Annotated in this window: 14 protein-coding genes; 10 read left to right on the forward strand and 4 right to left on the reverse strand. The window is 42.6% G+C overall.

The window, feature by feature from the left end; translation table 11 throughout:
• Positions 1–32: 32 nt before the first annotated feature.
• The 4 genes from UYI_RS0108720 (at position 33) to UYI_RS0108735 (ending at position 5,414) form a co-directional block, all read left to right on the forward strand.
• Positions 33–3,446, forward strand: coding sequence for a phycobilisome rod-core linker polypeptide (locus tag UYI_RS0108720; protein ID WP_016866291.1), 3,414 nt, complete (start codon positions 33–35; stop codon positions 3,444–3,446).
• Positions 3,447–3,947: 501 nt separating this feature from the next.
• On the forward strand, positions 3,948–4,433 hold the full coding sequence (gene apcA, locus UYI_RS0108725) for an allophycocyanin subunit alpha (protein WP_016866292.1): 486 nt from the start codon (positions 3,948–3,950) through the stop codon (positions 4,431–4,433).
• A gap of 65 nt (positions 4,434–4,498) precedes the next feature.
• On the forward strand, positions 4,499–4,984 hold the full coding sequence (gene apcB, locus UYI_RS0108730) for an allophycocyanin subunit beta (protein ID WP_016866293.1): 486 nt from the start codon (positions 4,499–4,501) through the stop codon (positions 4,982–4,984).
• Positions 4,985–5,210: 226 nt separating this feature from the next.
• Positions 5,211–5,414, forward strand: a complete 204-nt coding sequence (locus tag UYI_RS0108735) for a phycobilisome linker polypeptide (protein WP_009457010.1) — start codon at positions 5,211–5,213, stop codon at positions 5,412–5,414.
• Between the two features lie 178 nt (positions 5,415–5,592).
• Here UYI_RS0108735 and UYI_RS0108740 read toward each other — a convergent pair whose 3' ends face one another.
• The 3 genes from UYI_RS0108740 to UYI_RS0108750 all read right to left on the reverse strand — a co-directional run bounded on the left by UYI_RS0108740 (position 5,593) and on the right by UYI_RS0108750 (position 11,892).
• Complete coding sequence (locus UYI_RS0108740; protein WP_016866295.1) at positions 5,593–9,381, reverse strand: carbamoyltransferase C-terminal domain-containing protein; 3,789 nt, start codon at positions 9,379–9,381, stop codon at positions 5,593–5,595.
• Positions 9,382–9,516: 135 nt separating this feature from the next.
• Complete coding sequence (locus UYI_RS0108745; protein ID WP_016866296.1) at positions 9,517–10,980, reverse strand: PAS domain-containing sensor histidine kinase; 1,464 nt, start codon at positions 10,978–10,980, stop codon at positions 9,517–9,519.
• A gap of 291 nt (positions 10,981–11,271) precedes the next feature.
• Positions 11,272–11,892 (reverse strand): cysteine hydrolase family protein, encoded by a 621-nt coding sequence (locus tag UYI_RS0108750; protein WP_016866297.1) that lies wholly within the window; start codon positions 11,890–11,892, stop codon positions 11,272–11,274.
• Between the two features lie 809 nt (positions 11,893–12,701).
• On the opposite strand from UYI_RS0108750, the gene UYI_RS0108755 reads away from it, so the two are divergent.
• Positions 12,702–13,895, forward strand: a complete 1,194-nt coding sequence (locus tag UYI_RS0108755) for an FtsW/RodA/SpoVE family cell cycle protein (protein WP_026085832.1) — start codon at positions 12,702–12,704, stop codon at positions 13,893–13,895.
• A gap of 78 nt (positions 13,896–13,973) precedes the next feature.
• The gene (locus UYI_RS0108760; RefSeq protein ID WP_016866299.1) at positions 13,974–14,564 is read left to right on the forward strand and encodes a hypothetical protein; all 591 of its coding nucleotides are present in this window, start codon (positions 13,974–13,976) and stop codon (positions 14,562–14,564) included.
• Between the two features lie 248 nt (positions 14,565–14,812).
• On the opposite strand, the gene galE is transcribed toward UYI_RS0108760, so the two are convergent.
• Entirely contained in the window at positions 14,813–15,811 is a 999-nt protein-coding gene (gene galE, locus UYI_RS0108770) for a UDP-glucose 4-epimerase GalE (RefSeq protein WP_016866301.1), read from the reverse strand.
• Between the two features lie 302 nt (positions 15,812–16,113).
• Here galE and UYI_RS0108775 point away from each other — a divergent pair, with 302 nt between their 5' ends.
• The 4 genes from UYI_RS0108775 to UYI_RS0108795 all read left to right on the forward strand — a co-directional run bounded on the left by UYI_RS0108775 (position 16,114) and on the right by UYI_RS0108795 (position 19,856).
• On the forward strand, positions 16,114–16,764 hold the full coding sequence (locus UYI_RS0108775; protein ID WP_016866302.1) for a hypothetical protein: 651 nt from the start codon (positions 16,114–16,116) through the stop codon (positions 16,762–16,764).
• Between the two features lie 181 nt (positions 16,765–16,945).
• A complete protein-coding gene (locus UYI_RS0108780) occupies positions 16,946–18,697 on the forward strand; it encodes an ABC transporter ATP-binding protein (RefSeq protein WP_016866303.1) in 1,752 nt (583 codons plus the stop codon).
• Between the two features lie 192 nt (positions 18,698–18,889).
• The gene (locus tag UYI_RS0108785) at positions 18,890–19,429 is read left to right on the forward strand and encodes a phosphate-starvation-inducible PsiE family protein (protein ID WP_016866304.1); all 540 of its coding nucleotides are present in this window, start codon (positions 18,890–18,892) and stop codon (positions 19,427–19,429) included.
• A 184-nt stretch (positions 19,430–19,613) separates the two neighbouring features.
• Complete coding sequence (locus tag UYI_RS0108795; protein WP_016866306.1) at positions 19,614–19,856, forward strand: hypothetical protein; 243 nt, start codon at positions 19,614–19,616, stop codon at positions 19,854–19,856.
• Positions 19,857–20,096: the final 240 nt, after the last annotated feature.

The following is a 20,096-nucleotide window of genomic DNA, read 5'->3' on the forward strand; positions in this document are numbered from 1 at the left end:
TAAACGCATATGATGGGAGTTTTACAAATCCGATGAGTGTTAAGGCAAGTGGTGGAAGCTCAGTTGCGCGTCCGCAACTATATCAAACCCTAGCTGTATCAACAATTTCCCAGGCGGAGCAGCAAGACCGCTTTTTGGGAGCCGGGGAGCTAAATGAACTGGCAAACTATTTTGCATCTGGTGCAAAACGTTTAGAAATTGCCCAGACGCTCACGGACAATTCCGAAATTATTGTTTCTCGAGCTGCCAACCGGATTTTTGTTGGTGGTTCGCCAATGGCTTTTTTGGAAAAGCCCAGAGAGCCAGAATTGGCGATGGCGGTAGCAGCAGCTGCATCTACCTCGGATGTCAGAGACGCAATGAAACTCGGAACTGTTACCTACGTGGAAACTCGGGGTGGGTTCCTAGAAAACTTACGTTCAATATTTAACTCTTCACCTAGTGGACCTGTTCCACCAGGTTTCCGGCCAATTAACATCGCCCGTTATGGTCCAGCCAACATGGCGAAGAGCTTGCGGGACTTATCATGGTTCTTGCGCTACGCTACTTATGCGATCGTCGCTGGTGATCCCAACATCATCGCTGTTAATACGCGTGGTCTGAGAGAAATCATTGAAAACGCTTGCTCTGGTGAAGCAACAATTGTGGCTTTACAGGAATTGAAAGCTGCTGCGCTTTCCTATTTCCGTAGAGATACTGAGGCAGCTGATATTGTGTCTCAGTACATGGATGTTTTGATTACAGAATTCAAAGCACCCACCCCTTCTAACAAACTGCGGCAACGTCCTTCTGGAGATCAACAAGGGTTAGAGTTGCCCCAAATTTACTTTAATGCGGCAGAGCGGCGTCAAAAATTTGTGATGAAGCCTGGTTTGTCTGCTGCTGAGAAAACCGAGGTAGTCAAAGCAGCATATCGGCAAATCTTCGAGCGTGATATCACCCGCGCTTACAGTTTGTCGATTTCTTATCTAGAATCCCAGGTTAAAAATGGCGACATCTCAATGAAAGAGTTTGTCCGTCGCCTTGCTAAATCTCCACTTTACCGGAAACAATTTTACGAACCATTTATAAATAGCCGCGCCCTAGAACTTGCTTTCCGTCACATATTGGGACGGGGACCAAGCAGCCGGGAAGAAGTACAAAAGTACTTTGATATTGTTTCCCGTGGTGGTTTATCGGCATTAGTTGATGCTCTAGTAGATTCTGATGAGTACTCAGACTACTTTGGTGAGGAAACAGTACCCTACATTCGGGGTCTGGGTCAAGAAGCTCAAGAGTGTCGGAACTGGGGTCCACAGCAAGACCTGTTCAAATACAGTGCGCCTTTCCGCAAAGTACCCCAATTTCTCACAACTTTTGCAGACTATAACCAGCCGCTACCTGATCAGCATCCCTACGGTTCTGGTAACGATCCACTGGAAATTCAATTTGGGGCGATTTTCCCGAAAGAAACTCGTAACCCCAGCAGCCGTCCTGCTCCTTTTGGTAAGGATACCAAGCGCATCCTGATTCACCAAGGACCAGCAATTAATAACCAAAATAGTAACCCGGCGGCTCGTGGCGAGTTCCCTGGTACTCTGGGGCCAAAAGTCTTCCGCTTAGATCAAATTCCCAGAACCTTGAGCAAAGGAACTGGCAAAGGATCAAGTGTCAAATACTCCGAAAGCTCTACCCAAGCGGTAATTCGTGGGGCTTACCTACAGGTATTTGGTCGTGATGTCTACGAAGGTCAGCGCTTAAAAGTTCAGGAAATTAAGCTGGAAAACGGCGAAATTTCCGTACGCGAATTTATTCGTGCTTTGGCGAAGTCGGATCTATTCCGCAAGCTCTACTGGACACCTTATTATGTGTGTAAGGCGATCGAGTACATTCACCGTCGTCTATTAGGTCGTCCGACCTATGGGCGTCAAGAAAATAACAAATACTTTGATATTTGTTCTAAAAAAGGCTTTTATGCACTGATTGACGCCATTATTGACAGCGAAGAATACAGCCAAGCATTTGGTGAAGATACAGTTCCTTACGAACGCTATCTGACTCCTGGTGGCGTAGCATTGCGGAAACTGCGTGTCGGTAGCATCCGTGAAGATGTCGGTGCAAGAGTCGACAAGCAAGAAACACCCATGTTTGTACAAATGGGTGCTGTTACCGCCACACGGACAGAACCAGATATTCAATCGCGCATCAACCAAGGCGTCAGCAAGAAGCGCGAACAAAGAAAAATCTTCAAGTTGGTGGCTGGTACTGGCGACAAAGTTGCTGTTCAAAACGTCATCAGTGCTGCCTATCGGCAGATTTTCGAGCGGGATATCGCGCCCTACGTTGCTTCTTCCAGAGAATTTAAAGTACTGGAAAGCAAGCTAGGTAATGGTGAAATCACTGTTAAGGAATTCATTGAAGGGTTAGGTTGTTCTGGTTTATACCTGAAGGAGTTTTATACACCCTACCCGAACACCAAGGTAATTGAGCTAGGTACTAAGCATTTTCTGGGACGTGCCCCCTTAGATCAAGCAGAGATTAGGAAGTATAACCAGATTCTCGCAACCCAGGGTATACGCGCCTTCATCCGGGCAATGTTAAATACCCCAGAGTATCTCCAAGCCTTTGGTGAAGATACGGTTCCTTACAACCGCTTTACAACCTTGCCAGCAGCTAATTTCCCAAATACTCAAAAGCTGTACAATCAACTGACCAAGCAAAGCAAGGATATTGTTGTTCCCAGCTTTGAGTCGACCAAGCCGCGTATGGATGCCGCTAACATGCCAATTATGGCGAAGGCGATCGCAGACATGGCAGCGAAAGCTAGGGCTGTTGACAAGAGCAAGCCACTGTTTATTGAACTAGGTCGTTCTTACAACGATGGTCGTGGACAGTCGGTAGAAGTGGGTGTAGGTACAACTCGTCGTAAACCTGCGCGGATTTACCGGATAACTGTAGGAGCAAACCAAGCAGAAATACAACAGGTCATTAATGCTATCTACGTTCAGGTAATGGATGTATTTAGCGGTCAGGTGCCTGAGTATTTCCGCCGCAGCGATCTGGAAAGCAAACTGCGTAATGGGGAAATCTCCGTACGCGAGTTTGTGCGTGACTTGGCTAGTTCCGAAATTTATCGCAAGCGCTTCTACACTCCGTATCCCAACACCAAGGTGATTGAATTCTTGTTCCGTCACCTATTAGGGCGTGCGCCAGCAACTCAAGCCGAAATTCGTCAGTACAATAAACTACTGGCTGATAGTGGTTTGAGAGCGGCTGTAGAGGCAATGGTCAACAGTCCAGAGTATGCTCGTTACTTTGGTGAGGATGTTGTGCCTTATCAGCGCTTCCCATCCCTACCTGCGGGTAACTACCTCGGTAGTGTTAAGGCGGCAGCTGACTTAGTCAAGCAGTCTTGGTCTAGTCTGTCACCCTCCGTGCTAACTGGACGTTACACTCAGGGAAGTTAAATCAGTGACCAGTGAAGAGTTATCAGTGAACAGGCGTATGCTGGGGATTAGCGCCATAAACCCTTTCTACCAATTGGTCAGTGTTCTTTACTGATAACTGATAACTGATAACTGTCAAACTTTACCCTTTTGCCCGCTTAAAAAAACTGAGCATGTTAAGAGGGAGAATCAGGGGAAAATTTTCTCTCCTGATTCTTCTTCTCAATCTTTCGTAACATTGTTTTCAGATTGTAATTATGGAAGCAAACATGAAAAAGAATGTTACAAACTGTTAAAAGCAGTCATAATTGCTCAGCATAATGCCCGAAAATAATTCCGGAAGGTAGCTGAGTTACAAAGCTTGTGTAATTGCCATTACTCAGGCAGTCTCAAAACATAATAGCTTCAGTAGTTATTTGACTGTTGAATCTAGAGGACGAAAAAACAAAGCTACTATCAAACCGTAAAGTCGCACCAGTGTAATCTAAATTCTGGTTTCATTAGTACTGGAGGAATCCATTAATGAGTATCGTCACGAAAGCGATCGTGAATGCAGATGCAGAAGCCCGCTACCTCAGCCCCGGCGAACTGGATCGGATCAAGAGCTTTGTTACCAGCGGTGAGCGCCGTCTGCGTATTGCTCAAGTTTTGACCGACAACCGCGAGCGGATTGTTAAGCAAGCTGGTGATCAGCTGTTCCAAAAACGCCCTGACGTTGTATCTCCTGGTGGCAATGCTTACGGTCAAGAAATGACCGCTACCTGCTTGCGTGACCTGGATTACTACCTCCGCCTCATCACCTACGGTGTGGTTTCTGGTGATGTTACCCCCATCGAAGAAATCGGCGTTGTAGGCGTTCGTGAAATGTACAAATCTCTCGGAACTCCTATCGATGCTGTTGCAAGTGGTGTAAACGCAATGAAGAACGTTGCTGCTTCTTTGTTGTCTGGTGAAGACGCTGCTGAAGCTGGCGCTTACTTCGATTACCTCGTTGGTGCTATGTCGTAGGTGAAGCTGTTTCTCCTTTGGAAACAGAAGTATTGCAATACGGTTGGAAATAAGGAAATAACAACATGCAAGACGCAATTACCGCTGTAATTAACTCTTCGGACGTTCAAGGTAAGTACCTCGATACCGGAGCCCTCGAGAAGCTTAAGAGCTACTTCTCAACTGGCGAACTGCGCGTACGTGCTGCTACCACCATCGCTGCTAACGCTGCTGCGATCGTGAAAGAAGCTGTAGCGAAGTCCTTGTTGTACTCTGACATTACCCGTCCTGGCGGTAACATGTACACCACCCGCCGTTATGCAGCTTGTATCCGTGACTTGGATTACTACCTGCGCTACGCTACCTACGCTATGTTGGCTGGCGACCCCTCCATCCTCGACGAGCGTGTATTGAACGGCTTGAAAGAAACCTACAACTCCCTAGGTGTGCCCATTGGTGCTACCGTACAAGCTATCCAAGCTATGAAGGAAGTAACCGCTAGCTTGGTTGGTCCAGACGCTGGCAAAGAAATGGGTGTTTACTTAGACTATATCTGCTCTGGCTTGAGCTAGGAGCTAGTTTGCGCTTAATAATTTAGGTGCAACTTAAGTGAAGGTCTGGAAATCGATCATGAGTGCTAGGGCGTTTTATTGCTTATCAAGCTAAATTAATGAATGATGAGTATTAACGATCTGGTATTGATGGTTGATTTCCAGACTTGGAGTGAATAAAGATAGTTTTGCACTCAGAATTTTGAAATAAAAAAGTTTTCACCTTCGCCACTGGAGATTTAAGACTATGAGGATGTTTAAAATTACTGCTTGTGTTCCTAGCCAAACTAGAATTCGTACTCAGCGGGAATTGCAAAATACTTTCTTCACTAAATTAGTTCCCTATGACAACTGGTTCCGTGAGCAGCAACGTATTCAAAAAATGGGTGGTAAAATCGTTAAAGTAGAATTAGCTACTGGCAAGCAAGGAACAAATACTGGTTTAGCTTAATTTAATTCCTAATTGACCAAACTATTGATTGTAGGGAGTTGTGAAGAGGTCAGATAGACCTCTTTTTTGTTTTGCTAGTGGTCTGCAACCTAACTTTGAGAGGTTAAATAAAAAACCGCACCAGACGCAGAGACAGCAGAGGAAAAGAAAGAGAAAGAGAAAGAGAGGATCAAGACCACTAGCGTAGATAGGACGAAATACAGGTTGGGGTTGTTTTGGTTTGCAATTCTTCTATTTTCAATCCTTCTGTGGAAGGCGGATCATTCAATCGCCGATTCATGTTTACATTGGGGGTTTCAGAAGTTAAGTAGAGGATGCCCTTGTAAATCAATTTATGAAGCCAATCTTGATTAATTGCCGTTGCATAGGCTGCCCATTTAGGCTGGCATTTATTGATATCTTGCAACAGACGGTACATTTGTTCACTGATGGGGTAAGTAGTGAAATAGGGGTTATTCGGAGAGAATAACTCGATTTGACGCTCTCCTGTTCTGGGGTTAGTCTCCAGTCTGAATCGCAAATCAGGAGACAGCGCCAGAAAGTAATCATCAATCTGTTGTTCTTCTAATAACTGCCGTTGGCGGAAATACTCCTGCACTTGCTGGTGAATTGGCTGATTGGGATTGTGGATTGTGCGGCTGTAATAGGAGCCTTTATGAGTAGCACCAACCTGACAGATGAGGATATAACCAAAGTTAACTGCCTTTAAACCCGTGCTATGGAAATTCTCCAGCCACTGGTCTAACTTAATGTTGTATTCCTCCAACGTCTGATTAAAAGCCGTGTGGCAGTGGGGAACTGAGAAAAGAATGTCATTGCGATCGGCAGTATTCAGTACCAATTTGTGGGCTGGTTCTCCTTGCCACCACTGTTCTAGTTTAGATTCATATTCTTGGAGATTCACTAAGTCTGTAACAATAAACAGCCTACCTTGAGGTGCAAGTTTGTTTGCACTCTCAGTAATAATTCGAGCCAAAATTTCTTCACCACCCATACCCCCATCGCGAAAGCAACATTCCTGACTTGGGCTAGGAACAAAGGGGGGATTGACCAGAATTGTATCGAAATAACCTCCGGTTGGTTCGTAAAGATTTCCTAGATAAAAGTTGATATTATATATCCCATTCAGTTGAGCATTAAATCGGGCAAAGCGAATTGCCCGTGGGTTAATATCAACTCCGATAACTTCTTGGGCATAACGACTTGCCACTAAGCTTTGAATCCCACTGCCACAACAGAGATCCAAAACTCGATTGGCTGGATATTGGGGAGCTGTGTAAACCAATCCCATGCTGTCCATACCTACGTACATGACAACATCTTCATCAAAGTGATCTTCTGCCAGTATCATGTAGCGATGATCCGTAGCCACATACAGTCCCGCAACGGCAAATAAATCGACTTGTGAAGCCCAATCTTGATCACGCTGAATTAACATGCCCAAGCTACATAAAGTTGAGAATAACTCATTCCCAAAAATTTCTTGTAGTCTGGATTTTGTCAATGCACACCGCAGTAAAAACAGACGAATTAGGTCTCCTAGTATGGATTGGGGTAGACGGTAGCGATCATAGTAGTGTAAATATGTCGGCTCAATTTGTTGCTGCGAAGAAACACCCAACAAATTGCAAATATTAGCTTCGTTATAGCCCGTTTGATGTAAAAATTCATACAATTTGCCTAGAATGCGTCGGGCAGAGAAGTTTTCATTTTCAAAAGGTGCAAAGGTTTGGTCTGAGGCTGAGGGTAATGGGGAATCTTGAGGTAATGGTTTAACGTAGGAGTACGCAGATTCTAATCTGTAGATACCGAGTTGTTGCTTTGCCCATTCAATGCGTTGGGTAAATTCAAAGTGAGTCAAACGCAAATCGATTCGCATTTGTTCTAGCCAACTCTCGGGCGCATTGAAAACAGCTAGCAACAGCTTGACTTCCTCAAAGGTGTAGGTTGAGGGTGGTACTTGCTGCTTGAGATCGACTAAAGTAGATTTACCTAAAGGATTTAGTAATAAAATTACATCGCTGGAAAGCTTTGTCTGGAAGGAACCGTAAAAAGGTGTCTCAGGGAAGAGCAAACTTGTTTCTTTATATTGAGCGCCCTTAGCAGAGAGTACTTGTAATTCTTCTGGAGACCAAGGACAGCCATCGGTTTGGCCGAAGAATAATGCCCGATCAAGCTTTGCCATTAAATCAGTGACATCGGGGACACCTAGAGGAAGTCCATGGGGAAGCACAACATCACCAACTTTTGCCAAGTGATCCTCGTAACTACGAATGGGAACACGACGTTTGCAGATCCAGAAGTTTTCTAGCGCTAAATAATCAATATCTGTTCCTAAGAATGTAGCGATCGCCTCCAAGGGCGTTTCCACAATAGGTTGTCCTGCAACATTAAAGCTTGTATTAAGTAATACAGGTGTTCCCTGTCGTTCTTCCACTAATTTGTAGCATAGTCGATAAAAGTATGGGTTGTCCTGCTCTGTCACTGTTTGCACTCGTCCTGTCCCATCCACATGAGTCACGGCTGGGATCTGCTCGTGAAACTCGGGCTTAATCGGCGATACGAGCAGCATAAAAGGTGCAGCCACATTTTGTTCAAATACCTGGGAAACGGCTTCTAGAGGAATGACAGGTGCAAAGGGACGAAATGCCTCACGGAATTTTACCCTCATATTCAAAATATCTTTCATGCGTTTGAAAGTGGGGTCAGCCATAATCGACCGATGTCCCAATGCTCGCGGCCCATACTCTGCACCTCCTTCAAAGCGAGCCACAATACTGCCTTGTGCCAGCACTTGAGCGCTACGAGCAATCATCTCATCTGGGGTTAACTCCTCAACTTCAATAGAGTCTTGGAAGTGCCGAATAGCTTGACAGACTTGATCAAAGTCATAACGACGGCCAAGGGTTGCTTGAGTTAAGGGTACTCGCTTCTGTCCAGCGCTGATCGTGTTGTATGCCCATAAGGCACAACCAGCAGCAATCCCACTATCACCTGCTGCTGGAAAGATAAAGATATCATCTAGTTGGAGTTGCCGTAATAATTCGTAGTTAGCAACAGAGTTCAAGCCCACACCACCAGCAATACAGAGTTTTCGCAGTCCTGTGCGCTTAATTGCTAAATTGACAATATGCAACAATGCTTGTTCTAGTTCTTTCTGCACCTTATATGCTAGGTCAACCAGATAGGGGCGGAGATAAGGTTTGCCTTCTCCTGTGTCATAGCGTTTTTCCAGTGCAGCAACTTCCAAAAAGATATCGTAGGCAGAAATTTTCAGGCTAAAAGATTCTTCGGTTGTCTGAATCCAGCGATGCCAGTTCGGTTGTTCTCCTCCAAAAGGAGCCAAACCCATAAGTTTTCCTGCTTCCGCGTGCTGAATCTGATTACCAACTTGGGTGACAAAGCCAGCTTTACGTGTGATGTACTCATAAACAAAACCGAGGGTTGAGAGTTGAGCCAAGTGAGCCGCAACTGTCTCATTATGCAGCGTTGTAATTGTCTGTCCCCGTCCCTCGTATAGAGTATAAGATTCAGTGCAATGAGCAGGGGTAGTACTGCCTGAAGCATCCACTACCAAGATCAGGGCTTGATCGAATCCAGAAGGCCAGTAAGCTGAGTAAGCATGAGCCAAGTGGTGACTGGGAATTCGTATGACTTTATCTACGATTTCAGCAGGCAACACCCGGCGGAGAATGTCAGGCGCGCAATCGTGACCAGGCATATTTGCGGTAATTGTTGCCAGATCACTCAGGGTAATGTTGCAAGCATCCAAACAGTAACGCATTGCTTCCGCCGGAATTTGCATTTGTGCAGCCACACCAGGAGCATGGAGCATGTATCCAGGACTATATTTGTGGCGATCGAGCCTTTCTTGCTCAATTGCGACCACAATTTCACCATCTTTCGCGATCGCGACTGATCGCTCATGTCCTAAATTAATTCCCATATGGTATTGGTATTGTGTCATTGCTTTACTTCCTCACTCAAGAACCATCACTCAATCGGATATTTCTGCCAAAACATTTCCAGCAAAAGATTTCTATCGGACTACCATTACAAGTAGAGTTAATAGTTTTAATTGACCCTATGTCAAAATCAGGTTTTAGTGGGAAAGCGAGACTGGCAATTTAATCAAAAACTCCGTTCCTTTGCCTAACTCCGAGGAACACTCCAACATCCCACCATGCTTCTCTACAACTATTTGATAGCTAATAGAAAGACCTAACCCTGTTCCTTTACCCACAGGTTTAGTTGTGAAAAATGGGTCAAATATTTGCTTTCTAATTTCTTCTGTCATGCCAATTCCATTATCAATAATCCGAACTGCAACATGCTCATCTGCAATGACTTCGGTGTGAATTTTAATAGTAGGTGTAAAAGAAGATTGTTCTTGATCTCCCTCGTACATTACCTGATGCTGAATTTCCCCATTAATTAGTTCGCTGGCACAATAATACAAAACTGCATCGATTGCATTGCTGAGCAAGTTCATAAATACTTGATTTAGTTGTCCTGCATAGCACTCTACTCGTGGCAATTCACCGTATTCTTTAATCACCTGAATGGGGATATGGTTTATTCCATTCAGACGACTTTGTAAAATCATTAAAGTACTGTCAATTCCTTCATGGATATCAACAGGTTTGATCTCCGCCTCATCCAAACGGGAGAAATTACGAAGTGACAGTACAATTTCGCTAATCCGCTCCGCCCCCATTTGCATGGAAGACATAATTTGAGGCAAATCAGCTAGTAGAAAATTTAAATCGATCTTCTTGATCTTTTTTTGTATTTCTTCTACAGGAGTAGAATAGTGCTGCTGATAAAGGTAAATTAAATCCAATAAGTCTTTGACATACTCATTTGCATGAATTATATTGCCGTAAATAAAGTTAATTGGGTTATTAATTTCATGGGCAATTCCAGCAACTAACATGCCTAAACCTGACATTTTTTCGGCATGAATCAGTTTAGCTTGGGTTTGTTTCAGTTCTTTTAAAGTTGCTTCTAGCTGCTGTTTTTGCTGCTTCAATTGCTCTCTTGATTGGAGAAGTGTTGCTTCTGTTTGCTTGCGTTCACGATTCTCAACACGAAGCTGCTCAATTCGCATCTGTAACGCTTCATTTGCCTCTTTCAAAGCAGCCTGCGCCCGTTTTCTATCAGTGATATTTGTTAAAGAGCCACATATTTCTCCTGGATCTTCGGAACGGGCGGCTAATTCTAACCAGATAATCTCTGTATTTTTATGATGAAAACGTAATTCCCAACAAGCAAGATCCTGTTTAGTATCTATCTGAGTTAAAAAATTCAGCCAAAGCTCTCGATCCTCAGCATGGAGATAATCATCGATTGGGCGATTCAAACATTCTGATGCACTATATCCTAAGGTAAGTGTCCAGGCTTTATTCAGAAGTGTAATATTCCCTGCTTTATCACACTTAAATACAATTTCACGCAGATTCTCGACCAATTCCCGATAACGTCGTTCTGATTCGGATATTTGCTCGATTAAACGGTACTGAATCTGTGTGTGTAATTCATTATCAACTAAAAACTCTGGCTTCATAAATTTGTTTCATAAAATTCTATGAGCTTTTTTTGGATGATATGACAGTAATAAAAATTCAATCTCTATTTCAAAATTCGTGTCCTAATAACTGTTTTTTCTCAAAGAAAGCATTCAATTCAGTTGAAAGGGCTTTTTTATTAACTATTATGCCTAAAGTATATTTAGTATCATAAAAAACAGTAAAAAAATAAGAAAGAGTTAAAAAATACTAAAACCTAACTTAGATTTTATTCAATTGAATTAACGTTTCAAGAAATAATTTTTATTAAAAATCATCATGGAACCAACTTAATGTTTTTGTAAAACTCTTATTTCTAGACGACTCAGTAGTTCTGTGTGAGTCATGACATCTGCATAAAGCGGAAAAATACTGGTACAGTAAAAGTTTTGCTCAAATACAGTACGGGCTGAAGTGCAGTCAGATAAAATTGTCACGTGATAGCCTTTTTCGTGAGCAGATCTTCCAGTGGAATCAATGCAGATGGATGTTACTGCACCAGCTAGAACAATATTTGTGATTCCTCGCTGTTTGAGAATTTCATCAAGGTTGGTATTGATGAAAGCATTAAATCCTCGTTTACCAGGTACTTCTAGAATTCTGTCTTGAAAAGGCTGTAAAACTTCAATTGTCTCTGAACCTGGAGTTCCCATTTGAAAAGCGTTTACTTCTTTAATCGTTTTTAGAATACCAATCGGCTCGATTAATTCTTCATAGTTAGGTGTAAAGAATATAGGCGTCGTTATAATCAGTACGGGTGTAGAAGCAAGATACTGAAGAAGATGAACAGTATTCGCTATCACGTTTGTCACCTTCGATGATTCCTCAATTACTCCATATAGAATTCCATTGGGTGAAAAATAATCATTTTGATATCCAATTAAGATAAGTGCTGTATTTTGAGATTCCATGTGTGTATATGTTTGATTAATGTAAATTTGAGAAAATAAGTTATTTTGCTGTCGTAGTGGGAAATAGCAATTAGTTGGGCGTGTTAATAAATACAGAGTTTTGCGATGCAGTTAATAATGCAACAGTAGTAGCCTCTGATGCATAAAATTTTACTAGTCATCTTTAATTATTTAAATCAGTAATTTCTTTGAAGTTAGCCTATCTTCATTGAAAGTTTGTATGAAGAGAAGCTAAATACATCTATAAACTGAGATGACTTATATATGAAAAGTTTATGGATAGGCAATAGTTGTTCAGTAGAAAGATGTCTATTACATCCCAAATTACTATTGGGGAAATTTTGTTAAGTTTGGCAACATTCAAGACAACAGAGGATGAACTTACAAAGATTTAGAGTATGGGAATGCGATCGCATCTTCTCAAGGTAGGAATTCTGTCAAAATTATTTTCGTATGTACAACAGGACTAAATTCTTATACCAATTCAAAACATGTTTAAAGGTAGATAACCCCACCCGCCTAACGGCACCCTAAGCGATCTCGCTTAGGGTTGGGGAGGGGTCTGATACTATTCATGTGTTGGATTCTTTTTCCAAATAGGTATTAATTGCCTTTCTGCACTCAACTGGCATTGGGGCTGCATGAAGGAGTTTATGAATTGAGAGTTGTTTTTTGATTATTGTTTGTTATTGTTGACTACTAACTACTATATAGACGTACACCATAGAAGTTCTAATAGATGCCCGTAGGGGAACTTCTAGGGAAGTACGCGTCTACTAACTACAAAATTTACATCTTTAATCGAAGTCGTGAACCTACGCCGTTTTATTCCGTTATTTGATGACTCCGTGTCTGAGTGGGGACTAGAGGCACGCTTGTTACGCTGGTTGACGTTGGTTTGGTTATTCGTCGGCTTAATCATGCTGTTTTCTGCGTCTTATGCCGTTGCTGACGTTCGTCATGATGATGGGCTGTACTACTTTAAACGCCAACTTCTTTGGGTATTAGTTGCTTTGATACTCTTCAATATTGTTGTGAACTTACCCTTACGTAAGTTTTTAGGGATGTCCCATTGGTTTATGTTTTTGCTACTGGGGTTAATTTTCGTCACTATGATTCCAGGAGTGGGAAAGAATGAGCTTGGTGCAGCTCGTAGGTTAGTAGGGCCAGTTCCGATTCAGCCTTCAGAGTTAATTAAACCCTTTTTGGTGCTGCAAAGTGCTAGAGTTTTTGGGCAATGGGAACAACTGAGTTGGCGTGTACGTTTGACTTGGTTGGGTATTTTTTGTCTTGTGATTTTAGGGATTTTGGCACAGCCAAATTTAAGTACCGCCTCACTCTGCGGTATGACTATTTGGCTAATTGCCTTAGCAGCTGGATTGCCTTACAAGTATTTGGGAGGAACAGCTATTGGTGGAGTCCTGTTAGCTTTACTCAGTGTTAGCTTCCGAGAGTATCAACGTAAACGAGTGATGTCTTTCCTCGATCCTTGGGCAGATGCAACTGGGAATGGCTATCAGTTGGTGCAAAGTTTGCTAGCGGTGGGTTCCGGTAATACTTGGGGTGCTGGCTTTGGACTTTCTCAACAAAAACTATTTTATTTACCAATTCAGGACACAGATTTTATTTTTTCTGTATTTGCGGAAGAATTTGGTTTTGTCGGTAGTGTTGTGCTGTTGGTAATGTTAGGTTTATTCGCAACCTTGGGGTTAATAGTTGCTCTCAAGACAACCCATCCTACATATAGATTAATCGCGATCGGTGTAACAGTTGTGATGGTAGGACAATCATTACTCCACATAGGTGTTGCCACAGGTGCTTTACCAACTACTGGTTTGCCGTTACCGATGTTTAGTTATGGTGGTAATTCTATGATTGCCAGTTTAGTCGCAGCTGGATTATTGATTAGGGTAGCAAGAGAAAGCAGTGAAGCTGAGGTGATACCTTTACGAGGAGGAGGGAGAAATAGGCCAGAAAGATTGACAAACCGAAAAAAATTTTAATTAAACGTGAGTCTCCAACGGAGACTCACGTTAACCAAATAAAACTGCTGTCAAGCTATTTCTTCGCCTCGCTGAGCCATGTCTAATTATTTATTATTACTGTTTATTTTTGTTAATTTCTTTTTTGGAATTCACCCTGCCTCTGCTCACAAAGTCAAAACAACAGCAGATGTAGGTGCAACCCTACACATTGAACCAAATGATACTCCTCGTGCTGGAGAAGTAACAAGAGCGTGGTTTGCTCTCACGCGTAAAGGTGGTAAGGTGATTCCGCTAGCACAGTGTGATTGTCAATTGCTTATTTATGCCGAACCTCATGCCTCTGGAGAACCACCGCTGCTGGAACCAACCTTAAAATCAATCTCGGCAGAACGCTACAAAGGAATACCTGGTGCTGATATTACTTTTCCCAGACCAGGTAGTTATCAACTGCTGTTGCAGGGAAAACCAACAGCAGGGTCTAAATTTAAACCATTTGAGTTGAAGTATAGGGTTACTGTGGCGGTTGGAACAGCACAAACAAAATCAGCACCACAAGCTGTTAAAAATGTCAACCAAAATGTTACTCAAGAACAAACCCAGGGAGTACCTATTTGGGCGATCGCAGCTTTAGGTTTTTTTGGCATGGGCATGTTGCTATTTGTCGTGCAACGGGTGAATAAGGATTAGTCAATTGTCAATTGTCATTGGTTAGTGGTTAGTAGTTAGTAGTTGGTTGTTGGTTGTTGGTTGTTGGTTGTTAATGGTCAAATGGTCAATGGTCAAAAGTCATTGCTCATTAGGGCAAACAAGTCAAAAAGTCTTAATGCGTGAATTTTGAATTGTTTTCTCCCCACACTTCCCACACTCCCCCATCTCCCTTGTCTTCCTTGTCCCCCTTGTCTGGTTTGTCCTCCTCCCCAATCCCCAATCCCCTATTACTTATGTCTCTGTTGATGCCACTGCCAGGCGTGGGTGATGATTTCTTTGAGGGATGAATACTTTGGTTGCCAGTTTAAGATTTTTCTGGCTTTGTCGCTACTGCCAATCAACACAGGTGGATCACCAGGACGGCGATCGCATTCTACAACTTTAATATTACGACCTGTTATGGACTTAGCAGTCTCAATCACTTCTTTGACTGAGAAACCATTGCCATTTCCTAAATTAAAAACTTCGCTGTCACCACCTCTTAACAAATATTCCAAGCCTAAAACATGAGCATCAGCTAAATCATTGACATGAATGTAGTCTCTAATACAAGTACCGTCGTCTGTGGGGTAATCCGTACCAAAAACAGAAATTGATTCGCGCTTACCTAAAGCTGTTTGTAGTACCAAGGGAATTAAATGGGTTTCTGGAATATGGTCTTCTCCCAACTTCCCATGAGGATCAGCGCCAGCAGCATTGAAATAGCGAAAAATGACTGATTTGAAACCATAGGCAGTATCAAAATCAGACAGAATCTTCTCCACCATCAACTTAGTAGCACCATAAGGATTGATTGGATTTTGGGGATGATTTTCGGGAATGGGTATGACCTGGGGAACTCCATAAGTTGCACAAGTAGAAGAAAATACAAATTTATTTACAGAAGCTGCCTGCATCGCTTCTAGCAAGGTGAGGGTTCCGACAACGTTATTGCGGTAGTATTTGGCAGGGTTAGTAACCGATTCGCCCACATAGGCATAAGCAGAAAAATGCATCACTGCCGCAATATCATGACTTTGAAATAATTGATCCAACAAAACACGATCGCTTGTATCACCAACTACAAGTTCTACTTGTAAAACTTTTTCTACCAAATCGCGATGTCCGTACACCAGATTATCCAGAATTAACACTTCATAACCAGCCTGCAATAGGGCTAGTACGGCATGGGAGCCGATATATCCAGCCCCTCCCGTAACCAAAATGGTGGGCTTTCCAGGCGACATAGTTCTTCCTTTTTTTGAGACAACTACTTAATTAAATTAATCTACTTAAACCCAATTACTGATCTGGAAAATTACAAAAACTGCGGTCAGTTGAAAAAATTTGCTCTAAAATCACTACGACGGTGGTCTTTGTGTGAGGGGGAGTCACCCCCCAGTGTGGAGATATATCTCTGCCCCTGGGAAGTGGCGTGCTGAGGGATTTTCGGTCAAGTAACAGTGCAATACTGCTTATTTGACGGTAAAATAACTCAAATGCCCAAAAATGCTAGGCTGACCGCACCAGAAGATTTGAGAGTTCACTTATGTTTGTACTTCTAAGCCGGGTTCTTCTTTGGCTGCTTCTTTTAGCGGTTCTAGTCTCTTTGTTCCAGAGATTTTATCCGAAAGGAACTTTTGTAGGGCGATTATTTCTAGTGATTTTGGCTGCTGTTGTACTTCTGTCATTTGTTAACCCTACAGAACCAGCCATTGCTTCTTTGTGGAGAGTAGTATCCTTTCCACTCAAACCTTTAGGAGCATCAATTTTATTAATGATTTTTGCTGCCCAGAATTTAAAAGATGGTGGAATTGCAAAGCCAGGAGGATTATATGTCGCTTGGGCATTAACGATTTTGCTGCTGGCTAGTACGCCAGCAGTCGCCTATTTTTTAGTTCAGTCACCGATCGCCAAATTTGCTAATCCAGATATGGCTCTAGCAACACCCACATCTGGAACACTGGTGGCATTTAAACAAAACTCCACTGTAGCGAACGTGTCAGATGTAGTGGGTGATAGCATTCTTTCACAGGCACAATTAAACTCGTATCTGTTGCAAACTCCAACTGAAGTTCGCAGACGTGGGTTGCAATTGGAAGATTTTGTACCCAGTGCGGACACATTGGCGCTGACAACAAGAGTTTGGGAAAGTTATCTCAATCAGATTTACTTTTTCTTGCGTGGTGGTCAGCAATAAAACAAAGAAAACTACAATTCAAGAGGCCACAATGCTACATTTGTAGCTGACTGGCCTTATTTAACAGTTATCAGGTATCAGTTATCAGTTATCAGTTTTCACTGATTTGAACTGTCAATCTCACCGATAGCCAGATTTTGGCTGGCACATTCTACCATCACAATCGCTGCAAATTGCTGGAATGGCAAAAACACGACGCCTTGCTGTACTTGCTACTTACCTGCGTCCCCACTGGCGGGAAGCGACATTGGGTATTGTCGCTCTATTGACTGTCAATGGACTAGGTGTTTACATTCCTTTGTTAATTCGCTCAGCAGTTGACAAACTCTCAGTTACATTTAGCTTAAATCAGTTATCCAATTACGTAATACCAATCATCCTGCTGACTTCAGCAATGTGGTTTATTCGGATGGCGTCGCGCATCTGGATATTTGGTATAGGTCGTCAAGTAGAATTTGAACTCAAACAAAGAATTTTTGAACACTTACTGAAGCTAGAACCATCCTATTTTACTACCAACACAGCTGGGGACTTGATTAGTCGCGCCACCAACGATGTAGATAACATCAGGCGATTATTGGGTTTTGTAGTGTTGAGTCTGGCAAATACCGTATTTGCTTATGTTTTAACATTACCAGTCATGCTCTCAATTAGTGTAGACATGACACTGGCGGCGTTAGCAGTATATCCTTTGATGTTTTATTTGGTGCATCTGTTTAGCGATCGCCTCCGCAATGAACAGTTAGCAGTACAAAATCAACTCTCTGACATCAGCGATTTGATTCAAGAGGATATCAGTGGTATTGCTTTAATCAAAATTTACGCCCAAGAAGAAAACGAACGGCGTGCTTTCGCCCAGAAGAATCAGAAATTATTACGAGCTAACCTCAAACTAGCAAAAAGCCGCAATACACTCTTTCCCTTAGTTGGTGGACTAGCCAATGTTAGTTCTCTAGTGATCATCTTGCTGGGAGCAACACGCATTGCTTCGGGAACCCTTGATGTTGGTAGTTTTGTCGCACTACTGTTGTATGTAGAGCGTTTGGTTTTTCCCACTGCTTTGTTAGGATTCACCATCACCGCCTACCAACGGGGTGAAGTGAGTGTTGATCGCATCGAATCAATTTTGACTGTCAAACCCAAAATTAAAGATGAACCAGATGCAATTCATTTGCCAATAGGGGAAATACAAGGCAAATTGACAGCAAAGAACCTTTGTTATACCTACCCCGGTGCTTCCACTCGCGCTTTAGATAACATCAACTTTAGTATCTCACCAGGAGAAACAGTCGCAATTGTCGGGGCAATTGGTTCAGGGAAATCAACTTTGGCTAATGCTTTGCCTCGTCTGTTGGATATTGAAGAAGGACAGTTATTTTTAGATGGAGTAGATATTACTAAAATTGCCCTAGCAAACTTACGCAGTGCGATCGCCTACGTTCCTCAAGATAGTTTTCTCTTCAGCACCACCGTCAAAAATAACATCCGCTATGGCGATCCCTTAGCAGAACAGCAAGAAGTAGAATCAGCCGCCAAAAGTGCCCAAATTCACCCAGAAATATTAAATTTCCCGCAGCAATACGAAACTATAGTTGGTGAACGCGGTATTACTCTTTCTGGTGGTCAACGACAACGTACAGCTTTAGCAAGGGCAATGCTAGTAGATGCCCCAGTTTTAATATTAGATGATGCCCTCTCCAGCGTTGATAATCAAACAGCTACAGCAATTTTAAACAACCTCTCTGGTGGTACAAAACGCAAAACAGTGATTTTTATCACCCACCAACTTTCAGCCGCAGCTGTTGCTGATCGAATTTTTGTCATGGATAAAGGCAAAATAGTCCAAACAGGCACACAAACAGAATTATTGCAACAACCAGGTCTTTACAGAACATTGTGGAGTCAACATCAAGTCGAGGAATTATTACATTAGGAGAGAACAGCGAACAAGTATAGGATGGACGCTAATACAGTTCGGATAAGCATTCTTTATCTGCCTTTTCCCTTTCCCCCTTAACCGAACCGTATTGCCTTGTCCCCTTAATCCCTAGTTCTGCCAAAATAAAAGTATTGGGTGGACTGGCTGGTGTGTCAACAGTTGTCCCAATACCAAAATGGAAATTTCATGAGAAAGCGCCCCAAAAGTCAATTTTTGTTTTGCGATCGCTGGTTTGATCGACACTGGATAGTCCGCAATATGGAAGCTTTCCAAGATTTGATTGTGGTTATCCTGTGTTTAAGTTTGTTTGGCGTCATGCTGATGCAATTATGGTCGATATTTATTGCCCTCACACAACAACTGGAATATAAACTAGTCACAGCCAAAATCTTATTCATTTTGATTTTGGTGGAATTATTTCGATTGTTGATGATTTACTTACAAGAACATAGTATTGCTGTAGGTGTGGCAGTTGAAGTCACAATTGTATCAGTACTCCGAGAAGTAGTTGTGCATGGAGCGTTAGAAATTTCTTGGATTCAAGGTGCGTCAATTTGTGCTTTATTGTTAATTCTTGGTGCATTACTAATAGTTTGTGCCAAAACACCGCATATGGATTGCATTAGCGCTAATACAAAATCTTGTCCGGTAGTGTATTTTGAGGATAATCAACTGCAACAAGAGTGTGAATTTGAGCGATCCGCATCAATGCAAAAAAGGAGATGAGGACAAGGGGAGACGGGGACACGAGGGACAAACCAGACAAGGGATACAAGGAGGACACAGGGGACAAGGGAAATATGACACTCCCCCCACCTCCCCACCCTACTCTTATACCCTTCTGGACAGATGAACACCTCTTTGAGGGCAAGTAGAAGTGAATATAGAAAGCCTAAAGGAGGGTGAATCAATGACTCAAACCACAGAAAGACAATCTCAAAATCCTATTAGCGACCTAGAGTACGACTTTTTGACTGTTTTGCACAATAAAGGTGAAGCGATTAAGGCTTACGACACCTATATCCAAGATGCACAACAAGCTGGTTCTCAGCCTTGTGTAGAATTGTTCCAAAAACTACGTCAGTCTGACATCGAACAAGCACAGGAGATCCGCCGCCATCTTCAGGAAGTAATGCAGAAAGGTAAGATGTAAATTTGGCGGGATGAAGCGATCGCTTTCTAATTTGTAGAGGAAAAAGCGATCGCTTCACTATTTGCTAGATTGATGACCTGCTGCTTGTTAGACTGGCTCTACAGTTAAGTTTAGAGCCTGGGCTATTTGTTCTAAACTTAACCCCAAAGCCAACACGGACTAACCCAAAATCAAGACTTTTAAACCCACGCAAGTGGGTTTTGTATGTTGCAGCCGCGACTTCTAGTTGCCTGTTCCCTA

The organism is Fischerella muscicola PCC 7414 (genome assembly GCF_000317205.1).
GTDB classification, from domain to species: Bacteria; Cyanobacteriota; Cyanobacteriia; order Cyanobacteriales; family Nostocaceae; genus Fischerella; species Fischerella muscicola.